Annotated in this window: 16 protein-coding genes; 15 read left to right on the forward strand and 1 reads right to left on the reverse strand. The window is 41.2% G+C overall.

The window, feature by feature from the left end; genetic code table 11:
* Window positions 1-940, reverse strand: a 940-nt coding sequence (locus H6S82_RS06500) for a cytochrome P450 (RefSeq protein WP_191056101.1), incomplete at its 3' end; no start/stop codon positions are given.
* 196 nt (window positions 941-1,136) lie between these two features.
* Between H6S82_RS06500 and H6S82_RS06505 the strand changes: the two genes are divergently transcribed.
* The 15 genes from H6S82_RS06505 to H6S82_RS34295 all read left to right on the forward strand — a co-directional run bounded on the left by H6S82_RS06505 (window position 1,137) and on the right by H6S82_RS34295 (window position 10,886).
* Window positions 1,137-3,374 (forward strand): phosphoketolase, encoded by a 2,238-nt coding sequence (locus H6S82_RS06505; RefSeq protein WP_190469973.1) that lies wholly within the window; start codon window positions 1,137-1,139, stop codon window positions 3,372-3,374.
* 74 nt (window positions 3,375-3,448) lie between these two features.
* Complete coding sequence (locus tag H6S82_RS06510; protein ID WP_190469970.1) at window positions 3,449-3,733, forward strand: BrnT family toxin; 285 nt, start codon at window positions 3,449-3,451, stop codon at window positions 3,731-3,733.
* Window positions 3,702-3,989 carry a CopG family antitoxin gene (locus H6S82_RS06515; RefSeq protein WP_190469968.1) on the forward strand — a complete coding sequence of 96 codons (288 nt, stop codon included), beginning with the start codon at window positions 3,702-3,704 and terminating at the stop codon, window positions 3,987-3,989. The genes H6S82_RS06510 and H6S82_RS06515 overlap by 32 nt, the downstream gene beginning before the upstream one ends.
* Window positions 3,990-4,027: 38 nt before the next feature.
* Window positions 4,028-4,273 (forward strand): ribbon-helix-helix domain-containing protein, encoded by a 246-nt coding sequence (locus H6S82_RS06520; protein ID WP_190469965.1) that lies wholly within the window; start codon window positions 4,028-4,030, stop codon window positions 4,271-4,273.
* 7 nt (window positions 4,274-4,280) lie between these two features.
* Complete coding sequence (locus tag H6S82_RS06525; protein ID WP_190469962.1) at window positions 4,281-4,457, forward strand: hypothetical protein; 177 nt, start codon at window positions 4,281-4,283, stop codon at window positions 4,455-4,457.
* An 84-nt stretch (window positions 4,458-4,541) separates the two neighbouring features.
* On the forward strand, window positions 4,542-4,715 hold the full coding sequence (locus H6S82_RS06530) for a hypothetical protein (protein WP_190469959.1): 174 nt from the start codon (window positions 4,542-4,544) through the stop codon (window positions 4,713-4,715).
* A gap of 149 nt (window positions 4,716-4,864) precedes the next feature.
* The gene (locus H6S82_RS06535) at window positions 4,865-5,299 is read left to right on the forward strand and encodes a type II toxin-antitoxin system antitoxin SocA domain-containing protein (protein ID WP_190469956.1); all 435 of its coding nucleotides are present in this window, start codon (window positions 4,865-4,867) and stop codon (window positions 5,297-5,299) included.
* Between the two features lie 2 nt (window positions 5,300-5,301).
* Window positions 5,302-5,721 (forward strand): hypothetical protein, encoded by a 420-nt coding sequence (locus H6S82_RS06540; RefSeq protein ID WP_199315464.1) that lies wholly within the window; start codon window positions 5,302-5,304, stop codon window positions 5,719-5,721.
* Window positions 5,722-5,889: 168 nt separating this feature from the next.
* Entirely contained in the window at window positions 5,890-6,813 is a 924-nt protein-coding gene (locus H6S82_RS06545; RefSeq protein ID WP_190469954.1) for an Rpn family recombination-promoting nuclease/putative transposase, read from the forward strand.
* A gap of 268 nt (window positions 6,814-7,081) precedes the next feature.
* Window positions 7,082-7,660, forward strand: a complete 579-nt coding sequence (locus H6S82_RS06550) for a pentapeptide repeat-containing protein (protein WP_190469952.1) — start codon at window positions 7,082-7,084, stop codon at window positions 7,658-7,660.
* A gap of 198 nt (window positions 7,661-7,858) precedes the next feature.
* Window positions 7,859-8,122 (forward strand): hypothetical protein, encoded by a 264-nt coding sequence (locus H6S82_RS06555; RefSeq protein WP_190469949.1) that lies wholly within the window; start codon window positions 7,859-7,861, stop codon window positions 8,120-8,122.
* A 15-nt stretch (window positions 8,123-8,137) separates the two neighbouring features.
* A complete protein-coding gene (locus tag H6S82_RS06560; protein WP_190469946.1) occupies window positions 8,138-8,284 on the forward strand; it encodes a hypothetical protein in 147 nt (48 codons plus the stop codon).
* A gap of 171 nt (window positions 8,285-8,455) precedes the next feature.
* Complete coding sequence (locus H6S82_RS06565; protein ID WP_190469943.1) at window positions 8,456-9,361, forward strand: serine/threonine-protein kinase; 906 nt, start codon at window positions 8,456-8,458, stop codon at window positions 9,359-9,361.
* Window positions 9,362-9,386: 25 nt separating this feature from the next.
* A complete protein-coding gene (locus H6S82_RS06570) occupies window positions 9,387-9,872 on the forward strand; it encodes an ATP-binding protein (RefSeq protein ID WP_322111965.1) in 486 nt (161 codons plus the stop codon).
* 384 nt (window positions 9,873-10,256) lie between these two features.
* On the forward strand, window positions 10,257-10,886 hold the full coding sequence (locus tag H6S82_RS34295; protein WP_190469941.1) for a calcium-binding protein: 630 nt from the start codon (window positions 10,257-10,259) through the stop codon (window positions 10,884-10,886).
* Window positions 10,887-10,945 lie beyond the last annotated feature (59 nt).

Raw genomic sequence — 10,945 nt, forward strand, 5'->3', positions numbered from 1 at the left:
CCGATCTGAGATAAGGTAATTTAAAAATAGCGCTGGGGTCTGGATTCTCGCCCAAACTATCGAGTTCTTCCAGCAGTTTTTGTCGCACAGTTGGTATTTTGTGAATCCAGTAAAATGCCCAAGCTAAAGCTGTGGCAGTAGTTTCGTGACCTGCAACTAAAAGAGTCATCAATTCATCGCGTAACTCTTCATCGGTCATCGATTCACCTTGTTCATCTTTAGCTGTCATTAGCAAGCTGAGGATATCTGTGCGGGATGGATCGGGATTTTTTCGCCGTTCCCGAATTTCTTCGTAGATGAGTCGATCGATTTGTTCGCGAAGGCGTAGAAATCTTCCCCAAGGACTCCACGCACCTAAATCCTGTTGCAAAATAGGAAAATAAAGCATGGTAACGCTCGCGGGAGAAGCTGTGGTCTCCAGCATTTCAGCAAGCAGTTTTTCCAGCTTTTGTGCGCGATCGCCCTCATACAAACCAAACACGGCTTGCATAATTACCCGCAGGGTAATAGCTTGAGTAGAAGACCGGACGCAGAAGGGTGTGCCAATATCCCATTTTTTCATTATTTGCTCTGTGACATTGGCGATCGTCTCACCGTAAGTTTTCATCCTTTCGCCGTGAAAACTCGGCATCATCAGCTGGCGCTGGCGCTGGTGGCGTGCGCCGCTAGCGGTAATCACAGAATGCAGTCCTAAAAATGGTTCAAAAATCTGGTTCATTTCGCCAGGAGCTTCAAATTGCTTGGTGGTATCCCCTGTCAAAATCTCTTGCAGCGCTTGGGGATCTCTAACGAACACTAAAGGGTCAAATTTTGCGCCCACTCGAATGCTGAAGATGTCGCCATAGCGTTTGGCGCAGTCTTCCATAAACGACATAGGGCTAAAGACCCATTGGAGCGTTTGTACAATTGTTGGGGTTTTAGGGCCTTCTACTTGTTTCATTGTATCGGTTTGCTTCTGAAAATATTTCTTCTCACTTAACCTAAGTTAAACCATTTAATTTTTCTTGGCATTGCATTCGATATTGTTATCTTCGTTTTACATACAACTGATAATTTTCGACAACCTAATAGTTGTAAAATTTTTGTTAAATTAATTCCGCACGTACTGTCTCCTCATACACTTTAAGGAACTCAGCATGACTGCAACGACCCCAAAAGCAACCTCAATTCCCGATTTTTGCGAAGGTATTCAATATTTTGGCGAAGCGCTACCGCATTTCGAGACGTATGGTGCTAATCCCGCGATCGCAGAAGGCAGCGTTGCCATTTCCGATCCTGCCGACCCAGCCGCAGTGTACCAAACTTTACTGCTAGCTGATGCTCTCCGTTATCTTACTTTGCAAATCACTGGGAGTAAAGCTTCGGGACACCCAGGCGGTTTTGCCAGTTCTGCGGAAGCTCATGCGGCTTTAATTTTGCTGGGTTACAAGAATATTATCACGGAAGTGGGACATCACGCGCCGGGATTTTACAGTTCCATGTTCCTCGATCGCTCTTTGGAGGACATGGGTATTTCTACTGTACAGCAGTTGCGCGATCGCTTCCGCGAAAAGCACGGTCTTTTGGGCCACCTTTCCGGCTACATTCCCGGTATTCTCGCACCTGCTGGCCCCCTCGGTCAAGGTCAGCACTTTGCAATGGCAGCTGCTTTATTGCACAAAGACAAACTTTTCCCCTTCACAATGGGTGATGGCGGGATGGGCGAACCTTATCCGATGAGCAGTATGGCACATTTCCACACCGCTTATCCCAGTGCAACTAACTTTTTGCCAGTGTTAATTTGGAATGGTTACAGTCAGGAACATCATAGCATGGTTTCCACCAAAACCAATGAGGAAATGATTGCTTATTGGAAAGGAAACGGTTTTGCAGAAGTCATCTTAGTGAATGCCAAAGATTTCGATGACAAAAACCAACCAGGCGATTATGTTGATAGCACCGCTTTCTCTTTTGAACAGCGTCTTGCTTTCACGAAAGCAATTTTAGCGGGTGTGGATAAAGCAGCAAAATCTGCACTTGGCGGCAAACTCACTGCTTTTATCATCAAACAATTGAAAGGGGCGGGAGTTCACGCACGGGGAGCAAAATCGCACAATCTTTATCCCAAAGATACATTAGATGCGCCGCATATTTCCGAAGCGTTGAAAGGTCGTGCTTTATCTGCGGAAGCTTGGCAATTGGTACGGACAAATTGCGAACGCGCAGGTGGTGGTCCTGCTGCGAAAACTGCGGTAACGGAGTTTGAATTACCGTTATCAGAATTAGGTGAATTGCCGTTAGAAGAATATGCGGTTGGTGGAGATCCGAAGGTTTCAACAACAGCAATGGGGCGATTAGTGGGGAAAGTGGGAGAATGCGATCGCACTTTCTTAGTTACCAACGCCGACGGTAACGAAGCATCTGGAATTGCCAATATCAACCAGGCATTAAAGATTATTCACCCCACCACCGATGACCTTTACAATCAATCACCAAACGGACAAGTTTACGAACCTTTGAGTGAAGATGCTTGTGCGGGATTGGCAGTTGGTTTATCTTTGATGGGTGCCAGAAGTTTGTGGTGTTCCTACGAATCTTTTGCCATCAACGGATTACCAATTTGGCAAACAGTCACCCAAGCAATGGCAGAATTGCGCCGTCCCACTCCTGCCACTATTACTTTATATACAGCAGGCGCTTTAGAGCAAGGTCGCAACGGTTGGACGCACCAACGCCCGGAAGTGGAAGCATACTTTGCCGCGATGATGCGAAACGGCAATGTCTTCCCATTATTCCCACCCGATGCTAACAGCATCCAAGTTTGTTATGAGTGGGCATTGACAACTAAAAATAAGGGAATTGTGATTACTGCCAGTAAATCTCCATTGCCAATTCGTACCACATTTGCACAAACTCGTCAAGGGTTAAAAGATGGTGCGATCGTATTGCAAGAAATCGAACCAGCCCAAACAAATCTCAACCAAGGTGCGAGTAAAAAAGTCGTGTTTGCAGTAGTTGGCGATATGACCCTAATGCCAGTATTTGAAGCAGCAGCTTTCTTAGAAGGTGAAGGTATCGGCGTGAAGATCGTTTCTGTTATCAATCCTCGCCGTTTGTATCGTCCGCACGATGTTGCTTGGGATACTTGTTCTCAACCCGATGGTGACTTTTTGAGTGATGCCAAATTCGCCGAAATCTTTGGTGGTGATGCGTTAATTGGTGTCACTGGTGGCGCGAGTGGAATGTTAGAACCTGTGATGTTGAGAAGTAACGCCAAACGCGATACTTTCGCATGGAAACGTGGGGAAACAACTGCTTCTGCTGGTGAGTTAATGGCGTTTAATGGATTGACTGCGGAGGCGTTGACGAAACGTGCGATCGAGTTAGTGCATTAAGGTTGAGGTGATGCCCCTGCCTGGGTTATACTAGGTAGGGGCTGACAATTATCAAAAAAGGAGATAAAATTTAGTTGGAAATATTTGATTTAATCTTCCTGGATAGTATTGTTGAAAAACTCGATCGCAAACACAATGTCCAAGAGCAAGAGGTAAGAGAAATTTTTAACAACTCTCCAGCTATCCGATTTGTTGAAAAGGGAACCCGCCAAAATGAAAATGTTTATGCTGCATCTGGTCAAACTGATTCGGGACGTTACTTAATTGTTTACTTTATCTATAAGCAAGATAAAAACGCCTTGATATTATCTGCGAGGGACATGGATAATGCCGAACGAAGAAGATACCGAAATAACTAGAAGCTCGATTTCCAATGCTACATCTTATGAGGAAATAGGAGAATTTTGGGATGAGCATAGTCTGGATGAGTATTGGGAACAAACTTATCCGGTTGAATTTACAATTAATCTTGGCCCTAAATCGAAGGTAACATATTACGGCATTGATAAAACTTTATCAGAAAAAATCCATGCGGTTGCCGAACGTCAAGGTATGTCTCCTGAAAATCTTTTGAATTTGTGGGTGGAGGAGAAATTGCAAGAGGAGATGGTTTGAAGATTTGATAAAAACTGCGATCGAGCCAGTCAATTTATATGCAAACGGAGCCAACAATGGAAACTAACGACCAAATTAAATTTAGTTTAGAAGTTTCACCAGAATTTTACACGACTCTACAGAATTTATCCAGTGAAACTCATGTCAGCGAAAGCGATGTACTTCGCAAGGCACTAGCTTTATTAAAAATAGCTGTAGAAGCAGAAAAGCGCGGTCAAAAAATCGGGATTGTAGAAAAAGACCAGCCTGTTATTAGCAAAATTGTTGGTCTGATTGAGGAATAATCAAATTATGACAAATGCCGAAAATACACCGATTGAAAACGAATTAGATATCGGCGTACAAAGTCAATATGTCAATCCTCTTGGTTCGGCAAATCTCACCAGATTAGATATTCAACAAGCAACGGCCAAAACGCCTCAACAAGCAGAGTTTGACAGACAACAAGAAGCAGTTGAGAGAGAATAGCAAAGACAGCGAGAAATAGCTAAAGAAGAATTTCAGCGACAGCAGGAATCCGCCGATCGCAGTCTTCAGAGACGGAAAGATTTTTTGCTTTTCCTTTTAGCGATCGCGCTGATACTTATGATTACTGGATATGCAATTGCTATTCTGCAAAATCCGAATCACTCGCCAGAAGAAGATAAGTTTGCTACATCAATTTTAATTGCGATAACTACTGGAGTCATCGGTTTTGTAACTGGCAGAACTGTGATAGTTAAGTAAAATTATCATCTACTAGCAGCGAGCGAGTTAGTGCATTAAGTTTGAGATGATGCCCCGAACTGGGTTATACTAGGTAGGGGTTGACATTAAGGTCGAGTCATAAAGTGTGATATACTTGTAATTATTACCCTTCAAGGTAAGTTGCCGCCATGTATAATGCTTTGGATATAGCTAAATACTTAATTACACTTGCTTCTCCTGAAGAAGAGGATTTAATTACTAATCTGAAACTTCAGAAGTTGCTCTACTATGCTCAGGGTTTCCATTTGGCTCTATTTGAAAAGCCCCTATTTAGTGAAAAAATTGAAGCTTGGCAATATGGGCCTGTTGTGCCAGAAGTTTACCGTTTATACAAGCAATATGAGCCAAATCCTCTGCCACAACCTGACGATTTTAATGTAGATGAATACGATGAAAAAACACAAGAGTTACTTAATGAAGTGTATGAAGTGTATGGACAATACACCGCACCAACATTAATGCGTTTTACTCATCAAGAACTACCTTGGAAGAAAACTCCTCTAAATGAAGAGATATCATTAGATTTGATGAAGGCATATTTTGACACTCAACTTGTCAAATAATTATGGCAAAGATGAAGGGTAAAGAACCTAGAAAAGGAAAGCGCATTGCTCCACCTCCGCCTTTGCCAAGTACCCCAAATTACGATCTAGAACCTCCGGTTTTCTGTTTTCGATATCTTGACAAAAGTCACGGTTTAGATAGCTGTGATAAAGATGAAAAAGCAGCATTGGTATCTACCTTATATAAACTCAGTCAGTTATCTTGGAGAGAACTTCGCCTTGCACCTCGTCATGGAGTTGGGTATGAAATAATTAACCGCAATAGTTTCCTTGTTCCTATTCCGAAACATATTACAGAAGATGTTGATTTGATCGCGTTTCGATTTAGTGGTTTAAAACCAATGGTAGGTTATAGGAATGAAGCAATTTTTCATATTGTATGGTTAGATAGGTCTTTTGAAGTGTACGATCATGGTAATTAAGGAGAGGGATGTCTGCTGAAAATCTTTTGAATTTGTGGGTGGAGGAGAAATTGCAGGAGGAATAACAGATAAAAGTGCGATCGATTATAATAAAATTATCCTCATAGTTCACAATAATAAAGAATAAAACTCTTACTAACCGTAATCAAGCAAAAAAGGAAGAAAAAAATGAGATTTATCAGTCCCAAGGTCGATTATGCCTTTAAAAAAATCTTCGGTTCCTCACAAAGCCAAGAGATCTTAATCAGCTTTCTCAATGCCATTATTTATGAAGGAGAGAAAGTTATTCAATCCTTAACTATTGTCAACCCCTATAATCCCGGTCAAGTTCTCAGCTTAAAAGAAACTTATTTAGATGTAAAAGCCATTTTAGCTGATGGCTCAATTGTCCTGATAGAAATGCAAATAGCGCGAGTGAGTGCTTTCAGCAAAAGGGTGATTTATAACGTGGGGAAAGCTTATACAAATCAATTAGGAATTGGCGAAAACTATTTTAGTCTTACCCCAGTAATTGGGGTGACGATCGTCGATTTTATTCTATTTAACCAAACTCCTGATGTAATTACTCAATTTGTGTTTCAGGAGAAGACAAAAAAATTTGCCTATCCCGATCCTGAATTGCAGCTAATATTTATAGAATTGCCGAAATTCAAGAAAGATTTATCGGAGTTAACGAGTTTAAGCGATCGATGGATTTATTTTATTAAAGAAGCAGTCACTTTGGATGAAATACCAGATAGATTAGGAGAAGTTAGCGAGATAGAACTAGCGTTAAATATTGCCAACCAAGCGAACATGACAGTAGAAGAATTAGAATTAGTAGAGCGGCGAGCTATGATTCTACAAGATGAGAGAGGACGACTGACTTATGCTATGGAAGAAGGCAGAGAAGAAGGTAGAGAAGAAGGGCGCGTCACGGAAGCGATCGCTCTAGTTATGCGTTTACTGAAAAAGCGTTTTGGAGAAATTTCAGGGGTAATAACCAGCCAAATTGAAAACTTATCTATTCAAAATTTGGAAACATTAGCAGAAGATTTATTAGATTTTAACAGTTTTTCAGATTTGGAAAGATGGTTGGAGCAGCGTATTTAGTGCTGATGGATTGACTGGGAAAGTGTTGAGGAAAAGTGCGTGCGATCGAGTTAGTGCATTAAGGTTTGCCCCGATCTGGGTTATACTAGGTAGGGGATGACAATCATCAAAAAAAGAGATAAAATTTAGTTGGAAATATTTGATTTAATCTTCCTGGATGAAATTCTGGAAAAACTCGATCGCAAGCATAATGTCCAAGAGCAAGAGGTAAGAGAAGTTTTTAACAATTCTCCAGCTATTTGAAAGGAATAAATTTTAGAAGAGAGTTATGGACGCTGAAGAATTACTCAAAAAGTACGCTACTGGGGAGCGAAATTTTCCTGGAATCAGACTCAGGGGTATTTTTCTGGATAATGCCGATCTCAGGGAAATCAACTTGAGTGGAGCTGACTTGAGTGGATCTGACCTGTGCGGAACCAAGCTCAATCGAGCAAACTTGAGTGGAGCTAATTTGAGTGGGGCTGTTTTGTGCGGTGCGCGGTTGGAGGAAACTAATTTGAGTGGAGCCAATCTGCGTGGAGTCAATCTTGGGGACAGCAGAATCATTAATGCCAATTTGACCAAGGCTAATCTAGATGGGGCTTTCTTTGTTGGAGAAACTGTTGTTCAAGGATCTAACTTCGACGGAGCCTCCCTCAGAGGTGTTCACCTAGAAACGATCGATATTGTTCGGACTACTTTTAGAGACGCAATTCTGGATGGCTCTGTTATCAATGGAGATACTGCGTTAGAGGATTTGGATCTGACTGGAGCCAGTTGTAAAGGTTCTAATCTAGTTGAACTTGGTTGCGCGTTAGGAGGCATCATTATTTTGCCAGACGGACAGCAGATCGATGTGCTAATCTGAAAAAACATCGAAAGAACATTCCCTTGAAAATTTTATGGAAACATTTGGTGCTTGGGAAGACGATCGCACAGATGAGGAAATCATCAAAGATATCTATGACAGCCGTAGTTTTTCCAACTCAGAACATAGCCTGTGACTTATTTACTCGATACTGATACTTGAAAAAATGTAAAACTATATGGAAAATATCTATGACATATGACAGAAGACACTGAGTTTGAGCTAAAAAACCGCGAAAAAGATAAAGAACTAAAACGAAAGCAAAAGCGGATCTCCTTCTGGGTGAAGGATATTACTGTATTTATAGTCGCTTTAGTCATAATTTTGATAATTGACTTTTACTCATTCACAATTTTTCAAAAAGGTAGCGCTTCTGAGGGAGAAATGAGATTTGCAATAGCCGCTCTTTCTTCTACTGTTATCGGTCTTCTTAGCTACATGGTTGGTAGAGCTAGCAAGTAGGAATAAGCTGAGGAAATGGTTGGGGTAGGGGAGTGCGATCGCTCTCTTCAATCTTACAATCAATCATTGTACGCGATCGCTATTCGCAAGCAACTTAACTTCCAAACGTTAATTCAGCGCCGTGCAATTTTTTGCACCATTGACAGGGAATGTCCTTCATAATCCGCATCCTCAAGTCGCGCAATGTCTGTCGTATTATAGGGATCTACCACTGTCGTACCGCTGGTGATTTAAGTTATTAAGTATTTTTTCTGATACACATAAATTCATTTCAATGTCAAGATATTATAGAGAAAAAATCTCTAATTGAGAAATTTTAGGAGAATAGCTCTGATGCTTGCATTATCGGGATACCAAATTACAGAAGAGATTGCTTCAGGCGTCAGAACTGCAATTTTTCGAGGACACAACGAGCAAGGAAACTCATCAGTAATCATTAAAGTCCTTAAATCAGAGTATCCCACTGTTGAAGAAATTACCCGCTTAAAACAAGAATATAAAATTACGCACGATCTTCAATGTGAAGGCATCGTTAGAGCGACAAATTTTCAAAAATATCTTCATAGCTTCGCTTTAATTTTAGAAGATTTTGGCGGTCAATCCTTGCAACAACTAATTTCTGCTAGACGACTCTCGCTAACCGAATTTTTAAATATAGCGATCGCACTAACACGCACCTTGGGCGAACTGCATAAACTTTCGGTAATTCATAAAGATATTAAACCTTCCAATATTCTTATAAATTCCTTCAGAAACGAAGTCAAAATTACAGATTTTAGCATTGCCACGCGCCTAGATCGAGAAAACAAAATCATCAACAATCCCAACTTGCTAGAAGGCACTCTTGCCTATATGTCGCCAGAACAAACTGGTCGGATGAATCGTTCTTTAGACTATCGTACAGACTTCTATTCTCTAGGCATCACATTTTATGAAATATTAACGGGTCAATTACCCTTTACAACCACAGACCCCCTAGAATTAGTTTACTCCCATATTGCTATTAAACCCGTCCCGCCTCATCAATTAAATCCAGAAATCCCAACGGCTGTTTCAGAAATAACCATGAAGTTATTAGCCAAAACTGCTGAAGAGCGATATCAAAGTGCTGAAGGACTAAAATTTGACCTAGAAAACTGCCTGGAACAATTACAAAAAATGGGGAAAATAGAAAACTTTACCCCCGGTCAACGAGATCGAAAATTTTCTGCAAGAATAATTAGGTACTTTAAAATTTGATGATTCTAAAGTAAGTTATAAGTTTTTGCACGATCGCGTATTGAGTCGGAAACTGAAGCGATCGACCTCGATTTTATTAAACAAGATTAAGGAATATGGAAAATTGCCAGAAGTGGAATGCTATGCCGGACAAATAAATCAGGTATTTATGAATATTCTTTCTAATGCGATTGATGCTTTGGAACAACAATCAAAAAGTAACTCTCAGCAGGCAGGATTTACACCGAGTATTTGTATTCGCACGCAAGTTGTCAGTGGCGATCGCGTTGCTATCCATATTATAGATAACGGATCGGGGATACCTCCTCATGTCCGTGCTAGATTATTTGAGCCTTTCTTTACTACCAAACCCATCGGTAGCGGTACGGGTTTGGGGTTGGCGATTAGCTACCAAATTGTGGTAGAAAAACATGGCGGACAATTGAAATGCTTTTCTGAAGTTGGTCAAGGAACTGAGTTCGTCATTAAAATTCCCATTACTCCCTTCCCGCCATGTCGAATCACAAAGTAGAAGGGTTATTGCCCACTTTTAGCGATCTTGGTTGGGGTAGTTGATAGCTAATTGAACAGCCCTTTGCCAGATAAACTGATTTCTATAGTTCATCAGAAAAGGTTTGAAGGCTAGAAGTTGGAAGTCACAAAAATTATCTGCTGGTATGCTTTAAGCTGCCAATAAAAATATTCGGCTCAACAAATTTATTTGGTTCCTGGTTATCAGTATACCATACGTAAAATTACGTAAGTAATAAAAGCCCGAAATATTTACAGAAAGATAAACGATCGCCTTTAAGTTTCGTTCTATTTTTTCATAATTTAATACTTAAGATAGAGGCAACACTTTATTGATGAGTTTACATTAATTCAAATTCTTGGCAAGCGTCGCAAGGAGCTAAAAGTGTCAACTCCCCCCAGAGTGTTTCTCACAGGTTCGCCGGACAGCGACAGCATTCTACTACTAGCAGGTAACGACATTATTTTCAGTCTGGAAGGGGATGACATAATAGAGGGCAACCCAGCTTCAAATATCTTCAACGGCAACATTGGTAAAGACACAGTTCGCGGGAACGATGGGGACGACCTTGTACGCGGCGGTAAAAACGATGACCTCCTCTTTGGCGACAGCGGAAACGACACCATTTATGGCGACTTGGGGAACGATACGGCATTTGGTGGAAATGGGGATGACTTGCTATTTGGAGATCGAGGTGCGGAAGCTAACTTCAGTGGTAATGGCAATGATTTTTTAGATGGATCTGCGGGTAACGACTCACTGCTTGGTTTGGATGGCAACGATATTTTAGAAGGTAACATTGGCGACGACTTTCTCGACGGCAACCAAGGCGATGATACTGTCAAAGGTGGCGAGGGCAACGATATTGTACGGGGAGGTAAAGATCGCGACCTTCTATTTGGAGAACAAGGTAACGACACTCTCTATGGCGACTTAGGTGCAGATACAGTCAACGGCGGTCAAGGAAAGGATATTTTTGTCATTGGCAGACGGGCTCTTCCGTACTTGGTGTGATAAGTTATTCTAATCAGAGAAGCTGGCTAATAAACGAGCGCGTAACATTTGAAAGTCTT

The sequence above is a fragment of the Planktothrix sp. FACHB-1355 genome (assembly GCF_014748295.1).
GTDB classification, from domain to species: domain Bacteria; phylum Cyanobacteriota; class Cyanobacteriia; order Cyanobacteriales; family Aerosakkonemataceae; genus Aerosakkonema; species Aerosakkonema funiforme_A.

Bases quoted from the DNA above. Each gene is read 5' to 3' on its own strand.
- H6S82_RS06505 (WP_190469973.1), top strand. From the start codon at position 1,137: ATGACTGCAACGACCCCAAAAGCAACCTCAATTCCCGATTTTTGCGAA.
- H6S82_RS06515 (WP_190469968.1), top strand. From the start codon at position 3,702: ATGCCGAACGAAGAAGATACCGAAATAACTAGAAGCTCGATTTCCAAT.
- H6S82_RS06520 (WP_190469965.1), top strand. From the start codon at position 4,028: ATGCAAACGGAGCCAACAATGGAAACTAACGACCAAATTAAATTTAGT.
- H6S82_RS06525 (WP_190469962.1), top strand. From the start codon at position 4,281: ATGACAAATGCCGAAAATACACCGATTGAAAACGAATTAGATATCGGC.
- H6S82_RS06535 (WP_190469956.1), top strand. From the start codon at position 4,865: ATGTATAATGCTTTGGATATAGCTAAATACTTAATTACACTTGCTTCT.
- H6S82_RS06540 (WP_199315464.1), top strand. From the start codon at position 5,302: ATGGCAAAGATGAAGGGTAAAGAACCTAGAAAAGGAAAGCGCATTGCT.
- H6S82_RS06545 (WP_190469954.1), top strand. From the start codon at position 5,890: ATGAGATTTATCAGTCCCAAGGTCGATTATGCCTTTAAAAAAATCTTC.
- H6S82_RS06550 (WP_190469952.1), top strand. From the start codon at position 7,082: ATGGACGCTGAAGAATTACTCAAAAAGTACGCTACTGGGGAGCGAAAT.
- H6S82_RS06555 (WP_190469949.1), top strand. From the start codon at position 7,859: ATGACAGAAGACACTGAGTTTGAGCTAAAAAACCGCGAAAAAGATAAA.
- H6S82_RS06560 (WP_190469946.1), top strand. From the start codon at position 8,138: ATGGTTGGGGTAGGGGAGTGCGATCGCTCTCTTCAATCTTACAATCAA.
- H6S82_RS06565 (WP_190469943.1), top strand. From the start codon at position 8,456: ATGCTTGCATTATCGGGATACCAAATTACAGAAGAGATTGCTTCAGGC.